Origin of the sequence: Caulifigura coniformis (genome assembly GCF_007745175.1) — a bacterium.
GTDB classification, from domain to species: domain Bacteria; phylum Planctomycetota; class Planctomycetia; order Planctomycetales; family Planctomycetaceae; genus Caulifigura; species Caulifigura coniformis.
The window spans coordinates 258,390-283,475 of the sequence record NZ_CP036271.1; the positions used below are offsets into that span (position 1 = coordinate 258,390).

Annotated in this window: 22 protein-coding genes; 16 read left to right on the forward strand and 6 right to left on the reverse strand. The window is 64.3% G+C overall.

Annotated features, from left to right (window positions below):
• Positions 1 to 14 precede the first annotated feature (14 nt).
• The 8 genes from Pan44_RS01040 (at position 15) to Pan44_RS01070 (ending at position 8,840) form a co-directional block, all read left to right on the forward strand.
• Entirely contained in the window at positions 15 to 1,610 is a 1,596-nt protein-coding gene (locus Pan44_RS01040) for a substrate-binding domain-containing protein (protein WP_145026423.1), read from the forward strand.
• A gap of 233 nt (positions 1,611 to 1,843) precedes the next feature.
• Positions 1,844 to 2,260 (forward strand): S-adenosylmethionine decarboxylase family protein, encoded by a 417-nt coding sequence (locus Pan44_RS01045; RefSeq protein ID WP_145026425.1) that lies wholly within the window; start codon positions 1,844 to 1,846, stop codon positions 2,258 to 2,260.
• Positions 2,257 to 3,864 carry a DUF4178 domain-containing protein gene (locus Pan44_RS01050; protein WP_145026427.1) on the forward strand — a complete coding sequence of 536 codons (1,608 nt, stop codon included), beginning with the start codon at positions 2,257 to 2,259 and terminating at the stop codon, positions 3,862 to 3,864. The genes Pan44_RS01045 and Pan44_RS01050 overlap by 4 nt, the downstream gene beginning before the upstream one ends.
• Positions 3,865 to 3,868: 4 nt before the next feature.
• Entirely contained in the window at positions 3,869 to 4,042 is a 174-nt protein-coding gene (locus tag Pan44_RS27190; RefSeq protein ID WP_197453738.1) for a hypothetical protein, read from the forward strand.
• Entirely contained in the window at positions 4,042 to 4,314 is a 273-nt protein-coding gene (locus tag Pan44_RS01055) for a DUF350 domain-containing protein (RefSeq protein WP_197453739.1), read from the forward strand. Before Pan44_RS27190 ends, Pan44_RS01055 begins: the two co-directional genes overlap by 1 nt.
• A gap of 94 nt (positions 4,315 to 4,408) precedes the next feature.
• On the forward strand, positions 4,409 to 5,941 hold the full coding sequence (locus tag Pan44_RS01060; protein ID WP_145026431.1) for a polyamine aminopropyltransferase: 1,533 nt from the start codon (positions 4,409 to 4,411) through the stop codon (positions 5,939 to 5,941).
• Positions 5,932 to 7,587 (forward strand): flavin monoamine oxidase family protein, encoded by a 1,656-nt coding sequence (locus Pan44_RS01065; RefSeq protein WP_145026433.1) that lies wholly within the window; start codon positions 5,932 to 5,934, stop codon positions 7,585 to 7,587. The genes Pan44_RS01060 and Pan44_RS01065 overlap by 10 nt, the downstream gene beginning before the upstream one ends.
• Before the next feature lie 95 nt (positions 7,588 to 7,682).
• Complete coding sequence (locus Pan44_RS01070; protein ID WP_197453740.1) at positions 7,683 to 8,840, forward strand: hypothetical protein; 1,158 nt, start codon at positions 7,683 to 7,685, stop codon at positions 8,838 to 8,840.
• A gap of 313 nt (positions 8,841 to 9,153) precedes the next feature.
• Here the strand turns inward: Pan44_RS01070 and Pan44_RS01075 are convergent, their stop codons facing one another.
• Entirely contained in the window at positions 9,154 to 10,203 is a 1,050-nt protein-coding gene (locus tag Pan44_RS01075) for an alpha/beta hydrolase (RefSeq protein ID WP_197453741.1), read from the reverse strand.
• Positions 10,204 to 10,598: 395 nt separating this feature from the next.
• Here Pan44_RS01075 and Pan44_RS01080 point away from each other — a divergent pair, with 395 nt between their 5' ends.
• On the forward strand, positions 10,599 to 12,287 hold the full coding sequence (locus Pan44_RS01080) for a preprotein translocase subunit SecA (RefSeq protein WP_145026437.1): 1,689 nt from the start codon (positions 10,599 to 10,601) through the stop codon (positions 12,285 to 12,287).
• A 96-nt stretch (positions 12,288 to 12,383) separates the two neighbouring features.
• On the opposite strand, the gene Pan44_RS27195 is transcribed toward Pan44_RS01080, so the two are convergent.
• Complete coding sequence (locus Pan44_RS27195; protein ID WP_197453742.1) at positions 12,384 to 12,887, reverse strand: hypothetical protein; 504 nt, start codon at positions 12,885 to 12,887, stop codon at positions 12,384 to 12,386.
• A gap of 798 nt (positions 12,888 to 13,685) precedes the next feature.
• Between Pan44_RS27195 and Pan44_RS01090 the strand changes: the two genes are divergently transcribed.
• Together Pan44_RS01090 and Pan44_RS01095 are read left to right on the forward strand one after the other, a co-directional pair.
• The gene (locus Pan44_RS01090) at positions 13,686 to 14,087 is read left to right on the forward strand and encodes an ester cyclase (RefSeq protein WP_145026439.1); all 402 of its coding nucleotides are present in this window, start codon (positions 13,686 to 13,688) and stop codon (positions 14,085 to 14,087) included.
• A 208-nt stretch (positions 14,088 to 14,295) separates the two neighbouring features.
• Positions 14,296 to 15,843 carry a hypothetical protein gene (locus tag Pan44_RS01095; protein ID WP_145026441.1) on the forward strand — a complete coding sequence of 516 codons (1,548 nt, stop codon included), beginning with the start codon at positions 14,296 to 14,298 and terminating at the stop codon, positions 15,841 to 15,843.
• A 366-nt stretch (positions 15,844 to 16,209) separates the two neighbouring features.
• Here the strand turns inward: Pan44_RS01095 and Pan44_RS01100 are convergent, their stop codons facing one another.
• Positions 16,210 to 16,968, reverse strand: a complete 759-nt coding sequence (locus Pan44_RS01100) for a (Fe-S)-binding protein (RefSeq protein WP_145026443.1) — start codon at positions 16,966 to 16,968, stop codon at positions 16,210 to 16,212.
• Between the two features lie 185 nt (positions 16,969 to 17,153).
• The gene (locus tag Pan44_RS01105; protein ID WP_145026445.1) at positions 17,154 to 17,645 is read right to left on the reverse strand and encodes a DinB family protein; all 492 of its coding nucleotides are present in this window, start codon (positions 17,643 to 17,645) and stop codon (positions 17,154 to 17,156) included.
• A 176-nt stretch (positions 17,646 to 17,821) separates the two neighbouring features.
• On the opposite strand from Pan44_RS01105, the gene Pan44_RS01110 reads away from it, so the two are divergent.
• The 3 genes from Pan44_RS01110 (at position 17,822) to Pan44_RS01120 (ending at position 20,886) form a co-directional block, all read left to right on the forward strand.
• Positions 17,822 to 18,814, forward strand: coding sequence for a phosphoglycerate dehydrogenase (locus Pan44_RS01110; protein ID WP_145026446.1), 993 nt, complete (start codon positions 17,822 to 17,824; stop codon positions 18,812 to 18,814).
• A 68-nt stretch (positions 18,815 to 18,882) separates the two neighbouring features.
• Positions 18,883 to 19,395 (forward strand): hypothetical protein, encoded by a 513-nt coding sequence (locus Pan44_RS01115; protein WP_197453743.1) that lies wholly within the window; start codon positions 18,883 to 18,885, stop codon positions 19,393 to 19,395.
• Positions 19,396 to 19,479: 84 nt separating this feature from the next.
• Complete coding sequence (locus Pan44_RS01120) at positions 19,480 to 20,886, forward strand: carboxypeptidase-like regulatory domain-containing protein (RefSeq protein WP_145026448.1); 1,407 nt, start codon at positions 19,480 to 19,482, stop codon at positions 20,884 to 20,886.
• Between the two features lie 65 nt (positions 20,887 to 20,951).
• On the opposite strand, the gene Pan44_RS01125 is transcribed toward Pan44_RS01120, so the two are convergent.
• Positions 20,952 to 21,959, reverse strand: a complete 1,008-nt coding sequence (locus tag Pan44_RS01125; protein WP_145026450.1) for an AAA family ATPase — start codon at positions 21,957 to 21,959, stop codon at positions 20,952 to 20,954.
• Between the two features lie 254 nt (positions 21,960 to 22,213).
• Positions 22,214 to 22,918 carry a PRC-barrel domain-containing protein gene (locus Pan44_RS01130; RefSeq protein ID WP_145026452.1) on the reverse strand — a complete coding sequence of 235 codons (705 nt, stop codon included), beginning with the start codon at positions 22,916 to 22,918 and terminating at the stop codon, positions 22,214 to 22,216.
• A 544-nt stretch (positions 22,919 to 23,462) separates the two neighbouring features.
• Here Pan44_RS01130 and Pan44_RS01135 point away from each other — a divergent pair.
• Together Pan44_RS01135 and Pan44_RS01140 are read left to right on the forward strand one after the other, a co-directional pair.
• The gene (locus Pan44_RS01135) at positions 23,463 to 24,503 is read left to right on the forward strand and encodes a DUF1559 domain-containing protein (RefSeq protein WP_315861124.1); all 1,041 of its coding nucleotides are present in this window, start codon (positions 23,463 to 23,465) and stop codon (positions 24,501 to 24,503) included.
• Between the two features lie 153 nt (positions 24,504 to 24,656).
• Positions 24,657 to 25,079 carry a carboxypeptidase-like regulatory domain-containing protein gene (locus Pan44_RS01140; RefSeq protein WP_145026456.1) on the forward strand — a complete coding sequence of 141 codons (423 nt, stop codon included), beginning with the start codon at positions 24,657 to 24,659 and terminating at the stop codon, positions 25,077 to 25,079.
• The last annotated feature ends 7 nt before the right edge of the window (positions 25,080 to 25,086 follow it).

Below are 25,086 nucleotides of genomic sequence, written 5' to 3' on the forward strand. Positions count from 1 at the left end.
CAGAAAGTTCGGAAATGAAAAACATTGGTGTCCTGTTCATCGCCTCGCTGGTTCTCCTCGGCGTCCTTGCGTGGCAGCTCCTCTCGTCGACAGCCCCCCAGCCCGCGGCCGGACCCGCCCCCGCGCCCGGAGACGCCCCGGTCGCCTCCAGCGGCAATCCCCTCACCGCCTTCGTCGCCGCCAGCAACCGGGCCGTCTTCGAAGCCCTCCGAAAGGACTACGAAGCGGCCTACAACACGCCGATCGAAGTGCAGTACGGCCCGTCGCAGACGCTCCTCTCGTCGATCGAAGTCAGCGGATCGGGTGACCTCTACCTGCCCGCCGACGACAGCTATCTCGACATCGCCGCCGGCAAGGGGCTGATCAAGGAACGCCTCCCGCTGGCCACCATGCAGGCCGTCGCAGTCGTCGCGAAAGGCAACCCGAAGAAGGTGCAGTCACTGGCCGACCTCGAACGGGAAGACGTCAAGCTCGTCCAGGCCGATCCCGACGCCGCCGCCATCGGCAAGCAGACGCGCGAAATGCTCCAGGCTGCGAACAAGTGGGATTCGCTGAAAGCCCGGACCACTGCGTTCAAGACAACCGTGAACGACGTCGCCAACGATGTGAAGATTGGTTCCGCCGATGTCGGCATCATCTACGACGCCGTCGCCGCGACCTATCCCGACCTCGAAATCGTCCGCATTCCCGAACTCCAGCCTGTCACGGCCAACGTCGCCGTCGCGGTCACCGCCTCCACGAAGCAGCCCACCCGCGCCCTCCACCTGGCACGCTACCTTGCCGCTGTCGACAAGGGACTCGTGAAGTACAGGGAGTTCGGCTTCACCCCCGTCCAGGGAGACGTCTGGGCCGAGACGCCCGACGTGCTTGTCTATGCCGGTTCGATGCTCAGGCCGGCCGTCGAGGAGACGTTCAAGGAGTTCGAAACCCGGGAAGGAGTGAAGGTCACGCGCGTCTACAACGGCTGCGGCATCCTCGTGGCGCAGATGAAAGCCGGCCAGCAGCCCGATGCCTATTTCGCCTGCGACAGCGAATTCATGAACGAAGTCCAGGATCTCTTCCAGCCCCGCGCGGACGTCTCCCAGAACGAACTGGTGATCATTGTCCCCAAAGGAAACAAGCACAATATCGCCACGCTCAAGGATCTCTCGAAGCCCGGACTGCGGGTCGGCGTCGGACACGAAAAGCAGTGTGCGATGGGATGGCTCACGCAGCGCACGCTCGTCGAAGGAGGGGTCAAAGACGAAGTCATGTCGAACGTCACCGTCCAGACGCCGACAGGCGACATGCTCGTCAACCAGATCAAGACCGGCTCGCTCGACGCGGCCGTGGCCTACATCAGCAATGCGGCCGGGTCGGGCGACACCCTCGATGCCATCCGCATCCAGGGCCTGCAGTGCGCCATCGCGGTCCAGCCGCTGGCGGTCGCGAAGTCGACAAAACACCCGCAGCTGATGGAACGACTCGCCGAACGCCTGAAATCGGCCGAGTCGAAGTCGCAGTTCCTGAGCTTCGGCTTCAGCTGGAAGTCCGATGCGCCGGTGTTCGGCGGTGCATTGCCCACGGACGCCGGGAAGGCGGCCGACTCAAAGCCTGCTGAAGATAAGTAAGCTCAAGCACGACGCGCGCCTCGCCGGCGTGGTCACGCCCGCAGCGTCTCACCGGCCTTCCAGCCGCGCGACACGCCGGTTGTTCCCACGTCGCCACTGGCGTAAAGTCACCGCGCGGATCTGGCCAATCTCTTTGACCTTCCCGGGCCCGCTTCGCGTTCAGGAGTCGATTGGCCAGTGAGGCGCCGCCTCATCCGCCGGCCGCCATTGCCCCGCAACCCAGTTCCGCCGTGATGATTCCCGATACCGGCCTCGAATGGATTGTGGATGCACGCGGATGCCCGGCCGAATCGCTGCGCGATCTGCCTGCCGTGCGCCGCTGCTGTGAGCGGATCGTCCGCGAAATGACCCTCCACGTCGTCGGACAGCCCCAGTGGCGTCAGTTCGACGGACCCGGCGGCGTAACCGGCCTCTACCTCCTCAGTGAGTCCCACCTCAGCGTCCATACCTTCCCCGAGTTCGGGCTGCTCTGCCTCAATGTCTACTGCTGCCGCCCACGCTCCGGCCTCGATTGGGAACGGGTGCTGAACGAGGAACTCGGCGCCGCCGCCGTCGTCGTCCGGCAACTCACCCGCGGGCTCCATGAACTGCCGGGAGACCGGCCCGTCCCGCAGTCTCCCTGGGCAGACCTCGGAGGCGAGCCCACGTGAAGGCCTTCGCCGCAAATTGCCCAGGGTGCGGAGGTCCCGTCGAATTCGGCGTCGGCGGTTCGCTCGTCACGATCTGCGACTTCTGCCACACGGCCGTCGCACGCACGAACAAATCGGTCGAAGACCACGGCAAGGTCGCCGACCTCATCCAGACACGCTCTCCGCTCGCCATCGGCATCACCGGAAAGTTCCGCGGCAAACCGTTCGAGATCGTCGGCCGCGTCCAGTACCGGCATCCCGCCGGAGGCGTCTGGGATGAGTGGTATCTCTCCCTGCCGGGCGAACGCATCGGCTGGCTCGCCGAAGCCCAGGGACGTTTCTACCTGCTGTTCGCCAGGCCAGCCAAAGTTCTCGGGCGCATTCCAGCGTTTGAATCCCTGTCGCTCGGCGACACGTTCGATCTCGGCCAGGAACTCGGCACGATCACCGTATCGGAGAAGGGAATCGCGACCGCCGGAAGCGCCGAAGGAGAGATCCCCTGGGACTTCCGCCCGGGAGCCGAGCATCGCTTCGCCGACCTCGGCGGACCCAACAAAACCTTCGCAACTATTGAGTTCGATTCCACGGCGCCCCCCGGTCGGGACGACGACTCCGGCGACGCCGCTCCGAAACGCGGGCCGGTCAACGTCTACATCGGCCGCGAAGTCTCGCTTGCCGAACTCGGAATCACGGTGAAGGCCGATGAGTCAAAGGGCGTCGGCCGCACAGGAACGGCCCAGCTCAACTGCCCTCAATGCGCCGGGCCGCTGCAGCTCTTCGCTCCCGATGTTTCCGAACGGGTCACCTGCCCCAACTGCAAGGCGCTGATCGACTGCAGTCAGGGCAAGCTCCAGTACCTCACGACGATCAAGTCGAAGAAGGCCCCCAAACCGCGGCTCCCCATGGGCGCCCGCGGGAAGATCGACAACGTCGAATGGACGCTCATCGGCTTCCTGCAGCGCTACGTCATCTATGAGGGACGCCGCTACTACTGGACGGAATACCTGCTCTACGAGCCCGCCCAGGGATTCCGCTGGCTCGTGAACAGTGAAGAGCACTGGAACTTCGTCTCCCCGGTTCCCCCCGGCGAAGTGACCGGCGGAGGAACGACCGCCCGTTGGGGAAGCCGAACCTTCCGCCTCTACCAGAAGGGGACTGCCTACGTCGGCTATGTGCTCGGCGAGTTCTACTGGAGAATCTCCGTCGGCGAGACGGCCGAAACACGCGACTACATCGACCCGCCCCTCATGCTCTCGTTCGAAGGCTCCGGCACGGCGCTGTCGTCCGAGATGAATATCTCCGTCGGACGCTACATGCCGCATGAAGAAGTCGAAGCGGCCTTCGGAGTGACAGACCTCCCCCGCGGCTGGGGCGTCTCGCCCAATCAGCCGGCCCCGCCTGTCGGTTCCATGATTCTCAGCTGGGCCGCGTTCGTCGGCCTCATGATGACCTTCTACGTCGTCGCACAGACGAAAATCTTCACCCCCGAGCCCGACGGCTGGCTCTTCTGGTACGGGTTCCTGGCGGTCTCGGCCGTCCCGGCCATGTCCGTCCTCTATGCCTGGTCGTTCGAACATCGGCGCTGGGAAAACAGCGACTACTCCCCCTATGCGACGAGGGACTGACCCGATGAAACAGCTTCTGCGGTTCTACCTGGCGATGGGAGCAGCCACCTGCGGCTGGTTCCTGCTCGCCTGCATCCTGGGATGGCGCGCCCCGGATCTCGGATTTGTCCGCGCCATGACGACACCCACCAGCTACGGCGGTCGCAGCTCAGGCGGCTTCTGGGGAGGAGGCAAATAGTGACTACCGTGACCACACTGGCTCAGGCCGCCATCGAGATCGCACCCGCACCCGCCCGCAGCGGGCTCATGGTCGATCACATCATCGGCGCTGTCGTTTACGCCGCGCTCGGCATTCTCGTCCTGCTCATCACGCTCTACGGCATGGCCCGGTTCGCGCCCTTCCCGCTCCATAAGGAACTGGAAGAAGACCAGAACGTCGCCGTCGCCATCGTGATCGCCTCCGTCCTCCTGGGAATCTCGATCATCATCGCCGCGGCCATCATGGGCTGACGACGCAGCCGGCGAACCAACCGCGCGCCCTGCGCATCCCCGCCGATCCGTCCTCCAGGCCCTCCGGCGTCTCCGCGCGCCGGCGCAGATCTCCATGCATCGCACTCCCCTCTGGCTCCTGTATCTCAACGTGCTGGTCATCGCGACCTGCGGGTTGATCTACGAGCTCCTGGCGGGAACCCTCGCCAGCTACGTCCTCGGCGATTCCGTCACGCAGTTCTCGCTCGTCATCGGCGTCTACCTCTTCGCCCTCGGGGCCGGTGCCTGGCTCTCGCGATTCGTCACCACCGCGCTCGGCCGCACCTTCATCGAAGTCGAATACGGCGTCGCACTGCTCGGCGGGTTCAGCGCGCCCCTCCTCTTCCTCAGCTTCGCCTATCTCGACGCCTTCCGCCCCTTCCTGTTCACGATGGTCTTCCTGATCGGAACCCTCGTCGGCCTCGAACTCCCCCTCCTGATGCGGATCCTGAAGGAGCACCTCGAGTTCGAAGAGCTTGTCTCCCGCGTGCTGACCTTCGACTACATCGGCGCACTCGTCGCCTCCGTGATGTTTCCCATGCTCCTCGTCCCCCGACTGGGCCTTGTTCGCACCTCGCTCGCCTTCGGCCTCCTCAACGCGCTCGTCGGGCTCTGGGGAACTCACCTGCTCCGCCCCATCCTCTCCAGCCGGGGGCTCGCCAGCCTGCGCTTCCGCGGCGTCGTGGTTGTCATCGTCCTCGTCATCGGACTCATCAAGGCCGACCGCCTGACGACGATCGCGGAAGAAGGCGTCTTCGAGCACCCGATCGTCTACGCCCACACCAGCCCCTTTCAGCGTCTCGTCCTCACGCAATCCCCCAATGGATTCCAGCTCTGGCTCAACGGCCACCTGCAGTTCAACTCGATCGACGAATATCGCTACCACGAGGCGCTCGTCCATCCCGCGTTTGCCGCGCGGCCTGGCTCGAAACGCATCCTCATTCTCGGTGGCGGCGACGGGCTCGCCCTCCGCGAAGTGCTCCGGTATCCAACCGTCGAGTCGGTCACACTCGTCGATCTCGACCCGGCGATGACCTCCCTACACGAACACTTCCCACCGCTGAAAACGCTTGCCGCCGACTGCTATGCCGATCCTCGCGTGCGCGTCATCAACGACGACGCCTACCTCTGGGCCGGGAGGCAATCCCCGCGCGATCAGCCGTTCGATCTCGTGCTGATCGATTTCCCCGACCCCAACAGCTTCTCGGTCGGGAAGCTCTACACGTCGCGGTTCTACAACCTGTTGCGTCGGTGCGTGAGCGACGACGCGATCGTCTCGATCCAGTGCACGTCTCCGCTGATCGCTCCGCAGTCGTACTGGTGCATCCTGAAAACAATGGAGTCCGCCGGCTTCCACGTCGCCCCCTTCCAGGCGACCGTTCCATCGTTCGGCGTCTGGGGCTTCGCACTCGCCTCCCCGTCCCCCGTCAATCGACCCGCCCGGCTCGCCCCGGCCATCGTCGGACAGATCCGGTTCCTCAACGACGAATCCCTCGCCTCCCTGTTCGAACTCCCGGCCGACCTCCAGCCGCGCGACGTCGAGATCAACCGCCTCGACAGCCAGGCCCTCGTGCGCTACTACGAGTCGGAGTGGCGGCAATGGAACTGACGACACCACGAAACCAGGAATCTCCGACGACCGGCCTCTCCCGCCGCGACGCCCTCAAAACGCTCCTGTCCCTTCCTCTCGCAACTCTCCCCGGCTGTTCCTCTCCGCCGCCGTTCACTGGGGAAATCGTCGGTGCATCGGCCTCGCTCGGCCATCGCGTGCGGGAACTCGCACACCTCGATGTCAGCCGCCTCCCCGCCAGCGAAGTCGACGTGGTGATCGTCGGCGGGGGATTGGCCGGCCTTTCGGCCGCGTGGCGACTGCAGAAAGCCGACCGCTCCAATGTCGCAATCCTCGAAGTCGAGCCCCGCGTCGGAGGGACCGCCGCGTCCGGCCGTTCCGAGGTCACCCCCTATCCCTGGGGCGCTCACTACGTGCCGACGCCCGGCCCCGACAACCCGGCCCTCCTCGAAATCCTCGGCGAGCTCGGCGGCGTGGAGTCGAAGAACACCGATGGCTCCCCCGTCTTCGCCGAACACGTCCTCTGCCGCGAACCGGAAGAACGCGTCTTCCACAACGGCGAGTGGCACGAAGGCCTCTATCCCGGCGACGGCGCCAGCGAGGACGACCTGGCCGAGCTGAAACGGTTTCAGGCGGAAGTCGATCACTGGGTCGCCTGGCGCGATGACCAGCAGCGGCGGGCCTTCACCCTCCCCCTGTCAAGTTGCTCGCAACACGACGAGGTGACCTCCCTCGATCGCATCACGATGGCCGCATGGCTCGATGAGCACGGCTTCCGCTCCCCGCGACTCCGCTGGCTCGTCGACTACAGCTGCCGCGACGACTACGGCTCGACAATCGAACAGACCAGCGCCTGGGCCGGCCTCTTCTACTTCGCCAGCCGCCAGTCCCTTCCCGGAACCGAATCAGCCCCGTTGCTCACCTGGCCGCAGGGACTGGGACGCATTGCCGATCATCTCGCATCGAATCTCGGCGATCGCATCCACACCTCGACCGCCGCTCTCCGGGTCGAACGATCAGACGCGGGAACTCTCCACGTCGTCGCCTGGTCCGCCGCCGAGAACCGCCTCGTCCGCTGGACCGCCCCCCACGTCATCCTCGCGATCCCGCAGTTCGTCGTTCCCTACATCGTCCCCGCCTTGCCCGAGGCACGAAAACACGCCTGCCGCGCGTTCGAATACGGTTCATGGCTGGTTGCGAATGTGCACCTGAAGGACCGCCCCGCAAATCACGGCTTCGAGCCCGCCTGGGACAATGTCTTCCACGACAGCCGGTCGCTCGGATATGTCACGGCCACCCACCAGACCGGCCGCGATCACGGCCCGACCGTCTGGACCTGGTATCTGCCCCTCTCCGATCGCCCGCCGCGCGAGGCCCGGCAGTGGCTCCAGGAACTGACCTGGGAGCAGGCGTCCGCCCTCGTCGTGGCCGATCTGGAGACCGCCCATCCCGACATCCGCCCCCTGATCGCACGGATCGACGTCATGAAATGGGGACACGCAATGGTTCGCGCAGCTCCGGGATTTCTCTGGGGACCACATCGCGCACAGGCCGCCGCCCCCTGGGACGGCATCCACTTCGCCGGAACGGACCTCAGCGGAATCCCGCTGTGTGAAGAAGCCGTTCACCACGGAGTCCGCGCGGCCGATGAAGTGTTGAAGCAAGCCTCCGGGATCAAGGCCTGACGTGTCACGGCTCCGTGAGCCGTGCGAATGTCGAAAACGATTCCCTACCAAAGAAAACCACCTGCGAATCCAGCCGTTCCCCTCCGCAGCCCCTCATGTCCAGCACCGCCGATATCCACGCAGCGTCGCCCCCGCGCGCGGACGGTGCAGCGGCGGGCCAGCCCGGCCTCCCCACTGATACCGCGGATCGACCCCTTCCCTGGCTCTTCTCTCCGGCCATCGACCTGTGGACCTTCGGCGGAAGCGCCGCCCTGTCGTTCCTCCTCCTCGCGATCGGCGCCAGGCTCGGACTCCTCGAGAGTGAAGCCCCCGAGTGGACCTGGATCACCTGCGTGCTTCTGATCGATGTGGCCCACGTCTACGCGACGGGTTTCCGCGTCTACTTCGATCGCAACGAACTCGCCCGCCGCCCCGGCCTCTACTTCGGAACCCCTGTCGCCTGCTTCGCGATCGGCTGGGCGATCTATTCCGAAAGCCCGGAAATCTACTGGCGGCTCCTCGCGTACCTCGCGGTGTTCCACTTCATCCGCCAGCAGTACGGCTGGGTCATGCTCTACCGCGCCAAAGGTGGCGAGAGCGGAACATGGAGCCGCCGGTTCGATGCCGCAACCATCTCCATGGCCACGCTCCACCCGCTCGCGGTCTGGCACGCCCACCTGCCCCGCAGCTTTCGCTGGATGATCGAAGGCGACTTCGCCGAACTCCCCGCCTGGCTCCCCCATCTGACCGGACCGGTCTGGGGCGCACTGCTCGTCACCTATTTCGCCCGCTCACTGTGGCGCGGCCTCCAACGCGGCGAGTGGAATCCCGGAAAGGACCTCGTCGTCGCCACGACAGCCGCCTGCTGGTACATCGGCATCGTTCTCTTCAATTCAGACTACGCCTTCACTGTGACCAACGTCGTCATCCACGGGATTCCCTACTTCGTCATCGTCTACTTCACATGGCAAGGTCCGAAGTCAGTGGCGAATGCTCCCGCTCGATGGCGGCCGCTGCTCCTGTTCTTCGGAGCCCTCTGGGCACTTGCCTTCGTGGAAGAACTGCTCTGGGACCGCGGTGTCTGGAACGATCGGGGCCACCTCTTCGGCGACGGCTGGCGTCTGCCGAATCCCGGTGAACTCCTCGTCCCACTGCTCGGAGTCCCCCAGCTCACCCACTACGTCCTTGACGGCTTCATCTGGAAGCGCGCCCGAAACCACGCCGTCGCCCAAACACTGCAGATCGATCCACCGCGAGGGCCAAGCTCCCGCTGAGCCTTCCTCTGGTGAGCGGCAAGGCGCTAGCCGCCGGTCGATTGAACCATTGGTTCTCCAATGTTCAGACGGCGTTTCCTGGAAGCCGCATCGGGAACGGAATGACCCACGTCCAAAACCTTTCGCCGGCACACTCGGCCAGTCCAGGCGTCATCCCGAACAGTAGCACGCGTTCCGCACGCAGCGACATCTCCTGCGCAAACTCAACTCATTCTTCCTTCTCTTCCTTGCCTTCTGCTCACCCCATCGCAAACAAAAAAAGCCCCACCCGGCGTCTCCCGCCGAACAGGGCTCAAAGCTCCCATCCCAAAACCTACTTCTTGAGCTTCGCCGTCAGGTAAGCCGCAATCGTCGGATGCTTCACATCCGTCGCCCCCGGATACACCAGCTCGCAATCGACGCCGATCTCCTTGCAGTGCTCCTGAAGCTTCACGCCGAAGTTGGCCGAATGCGTCGGGTCCTTCTCATCCTGGCCGAGATTCGGAACGGCCGCGTAGTTGAGGTACACCGGCGAATCGTCCTTCGTGACGTTGTGGTAAGGCGAGTACTCCTTGATCCACGGCATGATCTCGTCCCGCTTCGCCAGGAACGCCTCGAACTCGCTCTTCGATCCGTCGGCCGGTGCGGTGATCTTGAATGCGTGAGCCCCATACCGGCTGTTCGGGGTCCACTCCTTCATCTGCGCCGGATCAAGCGTCGTCTGCGCGCCGTTCACCGCGGCGCACAGGATCCGCGTCGACTCCCGCGCCACCGGGTCGGCGCTGTTCGGATCGGCCAGGTCATCATGAAACGCCAGCCACAGGCTCGTGCACGCCCCGGCCGAGCCCCCCGACGCCGCGATCCGCGTCTTGTCGATGTTCCATTCTGCCGCCTTGCTCCGCACGAACTGCAGCGCGCGGGCCGCGTCGTGCAGCGGAGCCTTCACCGGGGGTTCCACCTCCGGCGCTTCCTGCACGAACCGGTACTCCACGGATACCACGGAAATGCCCGCGCTCAGCATCGGCTTCAGCAGGCTGGCGACGGACGTCCGGTCCCCGCCCCGCCAACCGCCGCCATGCACGAAGAACAGCAGCGGCGCCGGCTCGGTCGTCTCCGCCTTCCAGAAATGGATCCGCTGCTTGGGATGATCCCCATACGCCGCGTCCGCCACCGTGGGCGTCGGCAGAACGACCGGCTTCTTCTTCTGCTGCGCCGCAGCGCGCCCGGCCTGCCGCGCCGCGCGCCGCGTCGGGGCCGGCGCCGCAGGAGCCGCCGGCTTCGCCGCCGCGGCCGAGGCCTTTTCCTCAGCCTTCGGGACCGGGGCCGTCTGCCCGACCGCCGTGCCGCAGACGAACAAGGAAAGGAGACACGTGAGACGCTTCATTCGAAACTCCTGACAGGGCCCGGCCATCACCGGCCGATCATTGCGAATCCGGCACCACTTCACGCCTGAAGGCAGAAGCATCAACTTTCGCAACCCCACTGGCAAGGCGATGAGCCCCCAAACGTCCAGCCGCAACACGCACCTGGACCCATCCAATGACACATCACGACTTCTCCCTCGCCCCCGCAGTCGACAAACACGTCGGCTCCGAGGGGTCAGCGGGGGGAAGGACCGGGGGAGCCAGTTCGTAGCGAAGGCCTTCCCGATTCCCCCCGGGCTTCCAGAAGAACACTCGACACCGTTTCTTCAGAAACCGGCGTCGGCATTGCCTCCACTCTCCTCACGGCACAGACTTCACCCGTCATTCCCGCCGCTGGTCCGCCGGTCGATTCTTCATGCGGTTGCTGCCACGTTCCGTCGACATCGGTCGCTTCGACCATCTCGAAGAACTCGTGCGCCGTCACTTCGGGTTCATTCCCACACCGCCACAGAAGCTCGCCGCGGCCGCTTTGCTGGAACGCGAGATCGTCGAACTCGAGACGGGCCAGGGCAAGACGCTCACCGGAGCCCTGGCGGCGATCGAACTGGCATCCACGGGCAGGTCCGTCTGGATCTGCACCGCCAACGACTATCTCGCGCAGCGCGACGCCGATCTGATGCGAACCCTTTTCGAGTCGCGAGGCCTGCGGGTCGGCGTGGTTGCTGATGGAACCTCTCAGGCCGAACGACATCGGGAATACCGCGCGGACGTCGTTTACGGGACGTTGCGCGAGTTCGGCTTCGACTTCCTCCGCAGTCGTCTGGCCGAACGCCGCGGCACGCCGCACCTCGCCGCATTGACGAACCGCGATCCCTTTCAGTCCGCCCTGATCGTCGACGAAGCCGACAGCCTTCTCATTGATGAGGCCGTCATCCCTCTGGTTCTCGCTCTGCCGGCCGACAGCGACGACGCCACTTCACACCTCCTTCATTGGGCCGCCCGTGAAGCGGACCACTATCTCGCCGGAACCCACTTTGAGACACGTTCGGCCGGACGCACGATTGTCCTGACGCACGCCGGCCGCGACCGGCTCCTCACGCGTCCCGCTCCGCCCGAATGCGAACGCCTCAGTCAGAACGACCTGATCGACGCCATTGAGCGCGCGATCCTCGTGAACCAGCGCTACCTGCGCGACCGCCACTACGTCCTGCGCGATGACCGTGTGCAGATCATCGATGAATTCACAGGACGAACCGCCGAAGGTCGAAGCTGGAACGCGGGAATCCACCAGGCCATCGAAGCCCGCGAAGGTCTGCCGCTCACCCGCGAAACGGAACCCGCCGCGCGGATCACCGTCCAGGAGTTCGTGAGCCGATTTCGGCATGTCGCCGGGATGACCGGAACCGCCGCCGAATCTGCCCACGAGTTTCATTCCGTCTACGGACTTCGCGTGCGGACCGTTCCGCCGCACCAGAGGGCACGGCGCACGGAATGGCCGGCCATCGTCACTCCCTCGCTCTCCTCGAAATGGCGGGCTGTCGCCGATGAAGCGGCCACCCTCCTCCGTGCAGGCCGGGCCGTGCTGATCGGCACAAGAACGGTCGAAGCCTCGGAGCACCTCTCCGCCGAACTCCATCAACGCGGCCTGGAGCATGTCGTCCTGAACGCCCGATATCCCGAGCGCGAGGCCGACATCATCGCCGCCGCCGGCCAGCCGGGCCGGATCACCGTCGCCACCAACATGGCCGGCCGTGGTACAGATATCTGCCTGGCCGATCCCGTTCGCGCCGCCGGTGGGCTGCATGTCGTCATCACCGAACTCAACGCCTCCCCACGGATCGACCGGCAGCTCATCGGCCGCTGCGGCCGCCAGGGAGACCCGGGCAGCTGGCGGACGATTCTGAGCGGCGAGGATGCGATTCTCACTCAGGCGGGAGCAAACAGCGTCCGGGGAGCGGACCTCGGAGCATTACGCCGGGCGCAGCAGAGTGTTGACAGGCAGCAGTTCGCAGCGCGGCAACTACTGAGACTCACGGCCCGCGGCCGTGAGCGCGACATGCGGACGCTGGGGCTGGATCCGATCCTCGATCCGCTGGACGGGTAAGCGGGAGTGCTCCGCCTGCAGACGTGATGCACGGCTGTACGAACGGCCATGCTCACGTCGCAGAGCAGCGTGAGCATGGCACATGGAATCGATTGATCAGACGACCCCGATCACGGAGACCGAACTGATCTGACACGACTCGTCATCGTCGATCTCGATCACGGTCGTTGCCCCAGGAGTCGCGGCGCCAGAAATCTCGGCCCCAGAAGTCGCGACCCCAGAAGCTCTGCCGCCAGAAGTCACGGCCCCAGTGGTTGTGTCCCCAGTGGCCATGGTGCCAATGCCAATGGTGATGATGATGGTGGTGGTCGTCGTGGCAATGCGGGTCGGCTGGCGAGACGGGTGGGTCGTTGTCGCAGTCGTCGTCCCCATGCCCATGGCCGTGTCCATGTCCATGTCCGTTGCCGTGTCCGTTCCCATTCCCATTCCCATTCCCGTTCCCATTCCCGTTCCCATTCCCGTTCCCATTCCCGTTCCCATTCCCGTTCCCATTCCCGTTCCCATTCCCGTTCCCATTCCCGTTCCCATTGCCGTTCCCGTTCCCGTTCCCGTTCCCGTTCCCGTTCCCGTTGCCACGACCATTCCCGCGTCCGTTCCCATTCCCGTTCCAGCTTCCTCCCCACGGGCTTCCCATTGCGCCGAATCCCAATGCGTTGCCGATACTGAGCTCCGGCTTCGCTTTTTCGGCTGGCGTTTCTGCGGGGGAGCTACTTTCGCCAGGCACTTCCACTCGGACTTTCGCTTTCGGTTTCAACTCCACTTTGCGGGAAGGGCCGTCTCCTTTTCCGGGACCATCATCACTCCTTCGAAACTGCGAGTACGTGACGGCGCCGCTCACGGCGCTGACACTCAGCACAAGAACGAGGCCAGCAATGACCTGCTTCACACGTCCATCCATGAGATTTCTCCTCTTCCATTCAGACAACGCGACCGCAGTCGCTTCCCAAAGAACTTTGGAGCGCTCAAGGGCTTCCACTCCCATCGAGAGTGGGCTCCTGGGGCCGACGTCCTGTGTGGCGGCCAAGCCAGGAATGCGGCGGAGTGTCACCAAATACCGTGGAGCGCCAAGGAGCCCGACCGTTCGAACTTCGCGAGATTCAGACAAAGTTTGATGAAGTAGCCAACTGCTGCAGACGTGTGAGACAACGCGGCAAAAAGCGCGGTGCAAACCGGGTCGCGTCGCGAATGGCTGCAGTGACGTGACACGTCGAAAATCAGACAACGACGCAACATTCAACGCCGTTATTGGTGTTGAAGAAACGCATCATGGTTTGCCCACGCCTCAGGCCAGGCTCCTCGCGCGCCATGCCGTTCATCGCTGTTGTGTCACTCGAAACTTGGCTCGCGATTTGGGAGATTGATGAGACGTTTCTGCCGTTCGTTTCGAGAGGTCTGACGATGGGTGAGTCTGCAGTGCTGGCGCGTCGCTGGTTCGAAGAAGTCTGGAACGACCGCCGAGAGGCGACGATCGACGAACTCACCACGGCAAACAGCGTCTGCCACGCCGACCAGGGTGAACTGCGCGGCCCCGAATGCTTCCGCCTGCAACAGTACGCCCCGTTCGTGGGAGCGTTCCCGAACCTCCGGGTCACCGTGGAAGACGTCATGGAATCGGGACCGCAGGCCGTCGTGCGATGGTCGGCCCGCGGGACGCACCTGGGAGCCGACCTCGGTTTCCCGCCGACTGGACGCGCCGTCGACATGCGGGGGATCACCTGGATGCGCTTCGAAAACGGAGTGCTTGTCGAGGGCTGGCAGTCATCGAATCTGCCCGACGTGATCCGGTCGCTGAAAGGCTGAGGACGCGGAAGACGGCGCCACAGTGCCGGTCCGAAGTGGAGAGGCCGCGAGGGGCGGAACGAGGCGATCCCGTTGGATCCGTCCCCTCGTCCGCAACGCAACGATCAACCCTGCTGGCGGTTCGCTTGGCAATTTCGAGCCCGGCAAGGGTATGATTGCTGCCACTGGCGGTGGAATTATCCGGTCTCTCTGCGCTTCGGAGACGGTCATGCACTTGCCCAATCGACGGCGGTTTCTTCAGAACGTCGGTCGCGGAATGCTGGCAGCGTCGGTTGGCCCGGCGCTCGCATTCGACCTCAGGCTGGCCACGGCGGCCGATGCGGAGGGATCCGACAGGCTCACCTTCGGACCGCAGGAGCGACTGGTCGACCTGCTGCAGTCGTCTTCTCCCGACACCATGCTGCGGCTCGTCGTCGCGGAACTGAAACGCGGCGCGTCGCTGAACGAACTGACGGCCGCCGCCGCGCTGGCCAACGCCCGAGCCTTCGCCGGCGAAGACTATGTCGGCTTCCACACGCTGATGGCGCTCAGGCCCGCGCTCACAATGGCGAACGAGCTGACCGGCCCGGCCGCGGCACTCCCCGTTCTGAAAGTCCTCTACCGCAACTCCAGCCGGATCACCGAAGCCGGCGCGGCGGCCCACGATGCACTTCAGCCCGTCGCCGCAAGCGCCTCCGATGCGGGCGGCTCAAAGGCCATTCGCGAAGCCCTGCATCGACGCGAGCGCCTCGACGCGGAACGCGCCCTCGTCGCTTCGACGCTCGATTCCCCCGCGACGGGGTTCAACGACCTGTTGCCCGCCGTCGAAGATGGCGTCGAGGTGCACCGCATCGTGCTGGCCGCCCGCGCCTGGGACATGATCTCGCTCGTCGGCGAAGAGAACGCCGCCACCATGCTCCGGCAATCGCTCCGATATTGCCTGAAAAATGAAGAGCGTGCGGCTGAGCGATTCAGCGGCCTGCGCGCTATGCTGCCGCGACTGATGGAGAAACATCAGCTGGAGACGCGCCCCTGGGGCACGCGCGAAGTCGACGACGCCTGGGTCACCGAGATGGTCCAGACCTTGTGGACCTCCTCACCTGATGACGCGGCGGAAGTCGTCGCCCAGGCGATCGTGGAAGGAATCGCTCCCTCCCGCATCTTTGAAGCGATCTCGCTGCGGACAAACCAGCTTGTCCTCTGCGATCCGGGTCGCAAGAAGGAATGGGCCGCTCCGGGCAAACCGGAAGGGAGCGTCCACGGCGATTCGATGGGCGTGCATGCGAGCGATGCGGCCCATGCCTGGAGAACGATCGCGCTCGCCTCGGAGGCCCGGCAGCGAAACGCCGCCCTCGTCCTCGCTGCGTGGCATTGTGCGCAGGATGGCGGACCGACGACCGATGCAGCGAAGTGGCCAGCCCGGCCGCTTCCCATGCAGTTGGAGCGAGTGAAGGGGACGACACAGGTCGAACTCCTGGGATCGCTCGATGAGGCGATCCGGGCGAACGACCAGGAGCTGGCGTGCGCCGTCACGTCGCGCTACGGCGCAGCGGGACACGAGGCGCGGCCGTTGATGGAAATGCTGCGCGGATATGCGATCTCCCAGGACGGTGCGCTCCACGCCGAGAAGTACTACTACACCGTCCGCTCGAACTTCGAAGCCACGTCGCCCGCCATGCGGTGGCGGCATGTCGTCGCGCTGTCGCGAGTGACCGCCAGCGAATACGGACATCCGGCCGCGGGATTGGAAGAAGCGAAGGGGCTGGTCGGGGCCTGAGAGTCGCAAGCCTTTGCCCGGCCCCTTGCCTGCGCTGCGCACCCCCTTCTCCCCTCAGCAATTCGTGACCTTGAGTGGAGATCCCTGCGGGGAGAAGGATGCGCGGCGCAGATTTCTTACGCAAAAAAGTCAGGCCCTCCGCACGGTTCTTTTCTTGACACTGAGAACACAACGAGCACGAAGAAGAGACGCTGACAACGCTTCAGGTTCAGACGATCTCCTTGGTGTTCTTCGTGCTCTTCGTGTTGAAATGATGAGCCTTATGTTGAGAGTCTGTGCCATCAACAACGCTGGTGGACGGAATCTCAAGAACGGCGTGCGGGGATGAGTTCGCTGATACGTCTCCACCGCAATCGTCCCAACCAATCACGCATCCGCCGGGGGCTGACGCCCGGCGAGAATCTGCGCGATGTGCATTACGGCCAGCGGCTTCTTCTGGCGGCGGATGAGTCCCTCCAGGTGCATCAGACACGACATGTCGCCGGCCGTGATCACCTGCGCCCCGTGTTCCTCGTGATCGTGCACGCGATCCATCCCCATCATGCACGACACCGCTTCTTCCGCGACGGCGAACGTCCCGCCGAAGCCGCAGCACTCATCCGGCCTCGACAGCGGAACGAGTTCGACCCCCTCAACGAGCGACAGCAGCTGCGACGCCTTGTTGAAGGCCGGAATCATTTGCTCGCTCGAGCGCCCCAGTCGCAGTTCGCGCAGGCCGTGGCAGCTGTTGTGCAGCCCGACGCGGTACGGGAACCGAACCCCTTCGAGTGACGTGATCTTGAGAACGTCCGTGAGGAACTGCGTCAGCTCGTACGTCTTGTGCTTCAGTTCTTCATAGCCCGGCTTGCCTTCGAGGAAATGGTCGTAGTGGTGGGTGACCATCGCCGTGCAGCTGCCGGAGGGACAGACGACCGCATCGTAGGAGCCGAACAGGTCGAGGAACTTCTCGGCCAGCGGACGGGCGTCTTCCCAGCAGCCCGTGTTGGCCATCGGCTGGCCGCAACATGTCTGCTGCGAGGGATAGTCGACCTCACAGTCGAAGCGTTCGAGAAGCTCGAGCGTGGCCATGCCGACATCGGGATAGAACTGATCGACATAGCAGGGGATGAAGAGGCCGACGCGCATGGAGGGAATCAATCAGAGTCGGTGCGGGCGACCGGAAGTCGCCACAGCAGGGGGAAAGGAGTTTTCGTCGAACAGGGGGAGCCTGGAACAACTTCAATGTTGGTGTTTCGGATTCCGCAGGCGATGAACGGACAAATGCGAGTTGAAGACTGTTCAATCGCCTGCACAGGAGCCATGAACATGGCCTAGAACAGCGGAGGTTTGCCGATCTGGCGGCGAACCACGGCCCATTGTCCGCAATGCATCAGCCAGTGGGAACCGGCCAGCTCGAACAGGTTCGCCCACACCGGGGCGAACGACTGGAACCGGTCGGGGGACGCCTGCTCGAGGCCTTCCGCGCTGACGGAATCGAGCGCCGTCAGAAGTGCGGCCCGCTGCTGGTGGAAGACTTCGAGGAGGACGCTCTTGTGAAAGAACGAAGCCGGATCGTCGAAGCCGGCCGTCTCCCGGGAATAGGCGCGGGCGAAGCCTTCCGGGAGGGGCGGCATCGAACCCGGTAGAATGGCGCTGATGTGGTCGTGGTCCGACAGGATCAGGTGGCCGACCTGCCAGTTGATGTGGTTGATGCCGGGGGCGGCGCGGCGCATCAGGTCGGCGTCCGAAAGGTCGGCCAGATAGGCCATGCAGACGAACTGACCGCCGTTGATGGTGATTTTCAGGGCGTCGTGAGCGTTCATGGGGAGCGGAACAATCTTCAGGAAGGTCCAGTCGGCGCGCAGTCGCCGCCGTCCGGTAGACGCCGGAGGGCCTGCGCGACTCCGCCCACGGTATCGATTTGCGGCGTTTGAATCACGGTGATAGCCTCGCGTTTCTGCCTGTTCCCGATCCTGCACCTCCCGGCATTGAGTTTCGCATGAAGCCTCGCGTGCGTATTACCGCGTTGTCGTCCGATGAAGGGCCGCATTTTCCACTGCTGGAAGCGGCCGGGTTCGAGGTGCTCCCCGGACTGCGCACGCGGAACCTGTGGAATGAAGACGAACTGATCGCGGAGCTCGAAGGCTGCTGTGCGATCGTCGCCGGGTCAGAACCGTATACACCGCGCGTGTTGGAGGCCTGCCCGGAGCTGCGCGTGATCGCACGCACCGGCGTCGGCTTCGACGCCATCAACCTCCCGGCCTGCGACCGCCTGGGCATCGTCGTCGCGACAACCCCCGGTGTGAACCATCACGCCGTCGCCGAGCATGCCATGGCCCTGCTGCTGGGAATCGCACGCGGATTTCCAGGCCAGGACCAGGGAGTCCGCTCCGGGAAATGGATCCGGCTCGCAGGCCCGCGCGTGATGGGAAGCACGATCGGCATCGTCGGCCTGGGACGCATCGGACAGGCGACCGCCACCCGCGCCCTCGGCCTCGGAATGAAAGTCATTGCCTTCGAACCGTACCCCAATCCCGATTTCGTGAAGCAATGGGGAATCGAGCTGGCGTCGCTCGACGAACTGCTCGAAAAGTCGGACTACGTGTCGCTTCACAGCCCGGTGACGTCCGAGACGAAACACCTGATGAATGCGGCCCGCTTCGCGAAAATGAAGCCGAACTCTGTGCTGATCAACACCGCCCGCGGCGCGCTCGTCGATGAAGCGGCCCTATTCGACGCACTGAAATCGGGCCATCTGCGCGGCGCAGGGCTCGACGTTTTCGAAGTCGAGCCGCTGTCGCTGACGAGCCCCCTCCTGACCCTGCCAAACGTGCTGCTCGCCGGCCACGTCGCCGGGCTCGATATCGAGTCGCAGGAAGACACACTGAGAATGTCGGCCGATACGATCATCGGACTGTGCGGCGGAAAATGGCCAGCGGACCGCATCCAGAACCTGCGCGAGGCCGGTCCGGCCTGGAAGTGGACCCGATAGCGTCGCTGCTTCGATCTGGAAGTCACAACCACGGACAAGACGGAGTCGGCAGCCGGATCGGTGCGCACATGAGCGCGGAGGTTTTGAATCCGAATCGCGTGCGTCGATGGCGACGGTGGGGGATGCTGTTGTTGCTGGCCGTGGCGGGGGCCGGGTTGGGGATCTGGTCGTCGTCGCCCCGGCTGGATCCGCGAGTCTTTGGAGAATGGACGTTCCTCACCACCGATGGGACCGGAACCCGCAGGTTTCTGGCAATGGGCCCGAATGGTCGGGGCCGGTTTGAACAGACCCGGCCGGGCAGCACGATCCGTGAACCGGCGATGGGGTCACCAATCTCGTGGTGGATGGAGGGGGACGTCATCGTCTTTGAGGAGATCTGGGATGCTCCGACACGGCTGCGGATGATGGCCGAGGACGTGGTCCACTTCGTTCGACTGCGACAACGCCCTGACCGATCGGCATTTCGACTCCGAATCGTCCGGGTGACGTCGGAGACGCTGCGGGTGGCCGAAGCGTCTCCCGGCGTCACGACCGCGCAGGAAATCGAGATGACCCGTGTCGAACCGAACGCCGAACCTTGAAGGTTCCGGGAACCGGCAGGCCCGGACGCGCGTCACACTGGAATTCTCAAACCATCGACCGGTTGAACCTCCCGGGAGCAGTGCATGACGACTCGACTTCGATTCATCGCGTTCCTGCTGGCCGGCTTGCTGCTGGAATCGCCGAACGCCCATGCCCTGATCACCGGCGGCGAGGGAAATCAGCCCGTCCGCAATCGCCCCGATTGGCCAGCCGGCGCCGCGGATGTCGCCAACCAGCAGTCGCGGATCGCCTGGTGGGAAGGGCCCCCGTTCGGCGGCGGGGAGTGGCACTTTGAATATCGCGGCGATGCGGACGCGCTGAACGACGCTCTGAAACGGCTCGCCGCCATCCAGGGCCAGCGGCCCCGGCTCATCATTCGTGACGGACGCGCGACAAGTTTCTGGCTCGGCATCAGGGCCGACGGCAAAGAGCCCCCCGTGATGGACTGGACCTTCGTCGTCTGGGAGGCGGCGAACTACGAGCGGCTGTTCGGGACGAACGCCAGCCGATTCATGGCGCGAAGCCCGAACTACGGTAAGCCCCTGCCGCCCCCCGAACTGACCGTCTACACCGGCAACGGACTCGACTGGTCGAAGGTCAACGTCCCGGAGGGGATCGATGTCGTCGATGAACGGCTGACGGCCCACGGGTATCGCCCCGAGGACGGCGCCGTGATCGAAGTGTCGGTTCGCGACCTGATCTCCGGAGCGCCGCTGAAGGCCGCGGAGCTGGTCATCGAACGGCGGCCTGCCGTGAACCCGGCCGATCTGTCCGAACTGGAAGTGACCCGGGCCGAGTCGAATGCGGCCGGCCAGATCACGCTCAAGGGGCTGCCGCGCGAATCTCTCACGCTCAAGATCCGCCGGCCGGGCTATGTCGCGCGAACCATCGACTACACCAACACGGAACAGAATCTCTGGAAGCGCTACGACGTCGAACTGGCCGAAGGCCACCGCGTCTCCGGCCGTGTTGTGGACGACCAGGGCAAGCCGGTCGCCAACGTCACCGTCAGGCTGACCGAGTTTCTGACACCGAAAGGAACCCCGTACGCCTGGTTGGACTCCCTCAGCGCTGCCACGACCGACAGCGAAGGGCGCTTCGTCATCGAAGCCGTTCCGGCCGGCTCCGCCCGGTACTACGCCTATTCCGATCAGTATGTCACCGTCGGCCTGGGTGAGATTCTTGAGACATCCGACAAGTCGGTCACGCTCAAGGTCTCCGCAGCAGGCCAGATGAAAGTCACGGTGAAAGGGGCAAAGGGCCCCTATATCGTAAACGTCGCCCCCGAGGGGGGAGAGAAGGTCGGCTCCTGGGGCGGCTCGTCACAGCTGGGAGAGGACGGCGCCTGCCGGTTCACGCAGATTCCACCCGGACGGTACGTCGTTCACGCCCGCCCCAATCCCGGAACGGAAGCACAGCGGACGAAGGACGTGACGGTCGACATCAAACCGCTGAAGACCGTCGAAGTCGAGCTGAAAGCGGTGCCATAAAGCAAGCACCCCGGCTGCTCCAAAGCAGCCGGGGTGCTTTTGAGATTCTGACAGGCCAACAAGCCTCAAGCCGCCTGTTCCGGAAGCTGCTCGACTGCCTTCCGAACCAGAGCCCCCACCTGGATCCCCTCCGCCTGACCGTCGTAGTTGAGCAGGGCCCGGTGTCGCAACACTTCATCCGCGAAGTGCCGGATATCGTCGAACGCAACATGCGCCCGCCCCTGGCTGAGAGCTCGGACCCGTGCGGCCTTGATGAGCGCCTGGGCGGCCCGCGGCGACGCACCCCACCGGATGAACCGCTTCACTTCCGCCGGTGAGTATTCCGAATGCGGATGCGTCGCCAGCACGAGCCGGCACGCGAAATCCCGGATCGGATCCGCCACGACCACCTTGTTCAGCGTTTCACGAAGCTGCAGGATCCGCTCGGAGTCCAGGAGCTTCCTGAGTGCGATCGGCGTCTTGAGAATCGTCCGGCTGACAATCTCATTCAGCTCGGTGTTCGACGGGAACGGAACCTCCACCTTGAACAGGAACCGGTCGAGCTGCGCTTCAGGCAGCGGATACGTCCCTTCCTGCTCGAGCGGGTTCTGCGTCGCCAGAACGAAGAACGGCTGCTTGAGACGGTGGATCGTCCCCGAAGTGGTGACCGTCCCTTCCTGCATCGTTTCCAGCAGGGCCGACTGCGTCTTCGGCGTGGCGCGGTTGATTTCGTCCGCCAGCAGCAGCTGCGTGAAAATCGGGCCCTGGCGGAACTCGAACCGATACCGCCCGTGCTCGTCCGTCTGCATGATGTTCGTGCCGACGATGTCGGCCGGCATCAGGTCGGGCGTGAACTGAATGCGCCGGAAGTCGAGGTCCAGAACCTGCGACATCGCCTTCACGAGTTCCGTTTTGCCCAGTCCGGGAACGCCTTCCAGAAGAACGTTTCCGCCACAGAACAGCGCGGTCAGCGTCGATTCAACGACCCGGTCCTGCCCGACGATCACCTTCCCGATTTCCGCCCGCGATTCGGCAAACGTCTGTCGAAAATCCTCCGCTTCCGCCCGCAAAGCCTCGAGGTTCATTTCGCTCATGGATTCAGCCGCCGGATCAGGAGAGACAGGCCACGGACCGACGATGATACGCAGAAGCGGGGCCGATTCGCGAATTCGGATTCGGAAAAACACGAGCCAGCCGCGGAGAAGGGCAGGGGAGTGGCCGACACTCCCCGCGGCCGCCCTCTCCATTCCGGCACGGCCAGCAACGAAAAAAACCCGCGAGGGAAACTCGCGGGGCTTGTGGCGTCCCCCGTGGGGAACGCCGGATGGCACGCACTTGCCATTTTTCATCAGTCGATCTTGCGATCGGCTTTCCGCTCAGCTCGATCGATTTCACGATCGGCCTTCCGAAGTCCCTGGTCAAGCTTGCGATCGGCCTGATTCAGGTCGCGGTTGATATCGCGATTCACCGCGTTCACATTCCGGCGGAAGTCGGCCGGAACACGCGTATGGACGTTCGCGTAGAACCGCGTCACCTGCGGCTGGAAGGTCTGCCAGTGGGTATGCCACTGCGCCGGAGCTGAATAGGTCTGATACTCGGTCCGCTGGATCGCCGGACCCTGCATGAACTTGTCACGGTTCATGCCGATCACGAAGTAATTATCCGATTGCTGTTCGCCGTTCTGCATGACCATCGCTTTCCACGGAACCGGGCGATAGTCCTGGTCCGTCTCGACGATCACATAGGCGACCTGGCCATTCTGGTTGTCGATGATCAGGTCGTTGATCCGGCCAAGGGAGTTCCCGTCCTCAAGGACGAGGTCCATGCCGATCAGCGCAGTGGCTCGCACGGAGCGGCCATCGTCTTGCTGCTGCGAATCGGCGACAGGCGTCTGTTGAGGCACCTTCTGGACTTCCCGCTGCTGGACACGGGGCTGGGTCTGCACTTCAGGCTGCTGCCGGACCTGGATCTGGGTCCGCGCTTCCTGGGCCAGGGCGGCAGAGGCGGAGAGGGCAACGGCCACGCCAGCGGCCGAGCGAAGAAAACGAAGCATGGTGATTCTCCTTATGGTTTCTGCACGGTCCTTGTGATGAAGCAAGCGCTGCTTCCAAACGGGGACCGCAGGGATGCAGTCTCTGCCTGATCGATCCTCGCAACCGCCGGACCACACGCCGGGCAATTTTCTGAAGGCCCTGTTCACCGCGCTGCGTGATGCGCCGCCAGAGAGCAGGGCCGGCCCATCTGGTCGGCGGAAGCACGGAGATCACGGCCAGTTACACGCAATGTTCGTCAGACGACCGAACCCGTACACGCCCCGCCCCGCCAGATCCGCATCGGGTTGTTCGCATGCGACGATTCTTCCGATCGGACGACTCGGGTGTGTGGTGACCGCGCGGCATGGATGACCGCCACACGTCCCATCCGCACGCTCGACCCGCCGATTGCCTCTTCCGAGAGCAATGACGTCTTGTGCCTGCAAATGACGGGAAGTAGGCTGTTTTCCACACATTCTTTCCGACCGGTCGCACTGCGGAAGCCGCCGGTCACGTTCTCTTTGCGGGATGCTGATGGAAGCTGCGTACTGATCTCTTTTTCAAATGCTGCTGAATTTCGGGGAGACGTTCATGCTGAAACGCCGCGGATTCACTCTCATCGAACTCCTGGTGGTGATTGCGATCATCGCCATCCTCATCGCCCTTCTGCTGCCGGCCGTGCAGCAGGCCCGGGAAGCCGCCCGGCGGACCCAGTGCAAGAACAACCTCAAGCAGGTTGGGCTGGCGCTTCACAACTATCTGGACACCTTCAGCATCTTCCCGCCGGGAACGACCCACCAGACGGGAACCGGCCTGCCGATGGGCCCCAACACGAACGGCCACCTTAACAACTGGACGTGGACCGCCTTCATCGCCCCCTATGTCGACCAGGGGAACGTTTACAACAACGTCCAGGTGGGCCCGTTCAACCTCACACAGGCACTCAACGACGCCGCAAAACGCGACATCCTGCTCCGGCCAGCCACCGTCTTTCAGTGCCCCTCTGACCCGGGTCCGGCGATGAACGACCTGATCCTGTTCAGCACGCGGCCCGCCGGAACGACCGTGCCGACCGCTTTGCCGAAATGCAATTACGTCGCGAGCAACGGCAGCTATTCCTTCCGCCGCACGCTCGGCGATCCGGTCGCCAACACCGACTTCAACAACGGCATGTTCGCAGCCGCAGGCGCGCTGGCGGTGAACGGAGGAAGCTGCCGCCGCATCTCCGAGGTGACGGACGGAACCTCGAACACGATCGCCATCGGCGAGCGGTGCTATCAGAGCGGCGGCGTGATCTACGGTGCCGCGTCGTTGTGGGGCATGCGTGGCGCGGGTGACGCTTCAGGCGCCGAGGAGACTGGCATGGTGAACGCATTTGCGTGCGGCTGGCGTTCGATCAACGCTCCCCAGGAGCCGGGAACCAATCCCACCCATCGCCGCGGATTCTCCAGCACGCACGAAGGCGGAGCCCAGTTTCTGCTGACCGACGGCGCCGTCCGGTTCATCAGCGAAAACATCCACCATCGTCCCGGCGCTCGGCCGGTCGATACGACCTTCGCCAGCCTGCTGGGCGCGAGCGACGGCAACGTTGTCGGCGAGTTCTGAGTTCCGGTTTGCGAATCGTCATCGAACGGGAAGTCTTCGGAGCGGGCCGGCCCGACAGGCAGGGCCCGCTCCCCATTCCCGGCCGGACGAACGCTGAATCCGAGCATCAAGTGAGTCTTCTGGTGGTCCTGCATTGCGCGAGGCGGTGAGAACATGGTGGAAAAGTACGTGATCCGGAGCCGACGGAACTGGCTCCTGTCCTCTCTGGCCCTGGCCCTGCTCGCAGGTTGTGACAACGGCCCGGTCGTCAGCTCGGTCAAGGGAACCGTCAGCCTCGATGGCAGGCCCCTGCCGAACGCGACGCTCGTGTTCACTCCCGAGGCCGGCGGTCGCAGCTCGCTTGGCCGCACTGACGACAACGGGCTCTACAACCTGTTATTCACGCCGGGGAAAGAAGGCGCGCTCGTCGGAGACATGCGCGTCCGGATCACCGTCGCCGAAGAGTATCAGGACTCCCGCGACCGCACGCACATACGGCCCGAGAAGGTCCCCGCGAAGTACAACGAGAAGTCCGAACTCGTCGTCACCGTCGAACCCAAAGACAACGTGATCGACTTCGACCTCCAATCGAAGTAACGAAGCG

What these genes read in the sequence shown, in the direction of transcription:
- Pan44_RS01040 (WP_145026423.1), top strand. Translation starts at nt 15, where the DNA reads ATGAAAAACATTGGTGTCCTGTTCATCGCCTCGCTGGTTCTCCTCGGC.
- Pan44_RS01090 (WP_145026439.1), top strand. Translation starts at nt 13,686, where the DNA reads ATGGGTGAGTCTGCAGTGCTGGCGCGTCGCTGGTTCGAAGAAGTCTGG.
- Pan44_RS01070 (WP_197453740.1), top strand. Translation starts at nt 7,683, where the DNA reads ATGTCCAGCACCGCCGATATCCACGCAGCGTCGCCCCCGCGCGCGGAC.
- Pan44_RS01105 (WP_145026445.1), bottom strand. Translation starts at nt 17,645, where the DNA reads ATGAACGCTCACGACGCCCTGAAAATCACCATCAACGGCGGTCAGTTC.
- Pan44_RS01100 (WP_145026443.1), bottom strand. Translation starts at nt 16,968, where the DNA reads ATGCGCGTCGGCCTCTTCATCCCCTGCTATGTCGATCAGTTCTATCCC.
- Pan44_RS01065 (WP_145026433.1), top strand. Translation starts at nt 5,932, where the DNA reads ATGGAACTGACGACACCACGAAACCAGGAATCTCCGACGACCGGCCTC.
- Pan44_RS01045 (WP_145026425.1), top strand. Translation starts at nt 1,844, where the DNA reads ATGATTCCCGATACCGGCCTCGAATGGATTGTGGATGCACGCGGATGC.
- Pan44_RS01130 (WP_145026452.1), bottom strand. Translation starts at nt 22,918, where the DNA reads ATGCTTCGTTTTCTTCGCTCGGCCGCTGGCGTGGCCGTTGCCCTCTCC.
- Pan44_RS01110 (WP_145026446.1), top strand. Translation starts at nt 17,822, where the DNA reads ATGAAGCCTCGCGTGCGTATTACCGCGTTGTCGTCCGATGAAGGGCCG.
- Pan44_RS27195 (WP_197453742.1), bottom strand. Translation starts at nt 12,887, where the DNA reads ATGGGAACGGACGCGGGAATGGTCGTGGCAACGGGAACGGGAACGGGA.
- Pan44_RS01125 (WP_145026450.1), bottom strand. Translation starts at nt 21,959, where the DNA reads ATGAGCGAAATGAACCTCGAGGCTTTGCGGGCGGAAGCGGAGGATTTT.
- Pan44_RS01075 (WP_197453741.1), bottom strand. Translation starts at nt 10,203, where the DNA reads ATGAAGCGTCTCACGTGTCTCCTTTCCTTGTTCGTCTGCGGCACGGCG.
- Pan44_RS27190 (WP_197453738.1), top strand. Translation starts at nt 3,869, where the DNA reads ATGAAACAGCTTCTGCGGTTCTACCTGGCGATGGGAGCAGCCACCTGC.
- Pan44_RS01120 (WP_145026448.1), top strand. Translation starts at nt 19,480, where the DNA reads ATGACGACTCGACTTCGATTCATCGCGTTCCTGCTGGCCGGCTTGCTG.
- Pan44_RS01140 (WP_145026456.1), top strand. Translation starts at nt 24,657, where the DNA reads ATGGTGGAAAAGTACGTGATCCGGAGCCGACGGAACTGGCTCCTGTCC.
- Pan44_RS01115 (WP_197453743.1), top strand. Translation starts at nt 18,883, where the DNA reads ATGAGCGCGGAGGTTTTGAATCCGAATCGCGTGCGTCGATGGCGACGG.
- Pan44_RS01095 (WP_145026441.1), top strand. Translation starts at nt 14,296, where the DNA reads ATGCACTTGCCCAATCGACGGCGGTTTCTTCAGAACGTCGGTCGCGGA.
- Pan44_RS01135 (WP_315861124.1), top strand. Translation starts at nt 23,463, where the DNA reads ATGCTGCTGAATTTCGGGGAGACGTTCATGCTGAAACGCCGCGGATTC.
- Pan44_RS01080 (WP_145026437.1), top strand. Translation starts at nt 10,599, where the DNA reads ATGCGGTTGCTGCCACGTTCCGTCGACATCGGTCGCTTCGACCATCTC.
- Pan44_RS01060 (WP_145026431.1), top strand. Translation starts at nt 4,409, where the DNA reads ATGCATCGCACTCCCCTCTGGCTCCTGTATCTCAACGTGCTGGTCATC.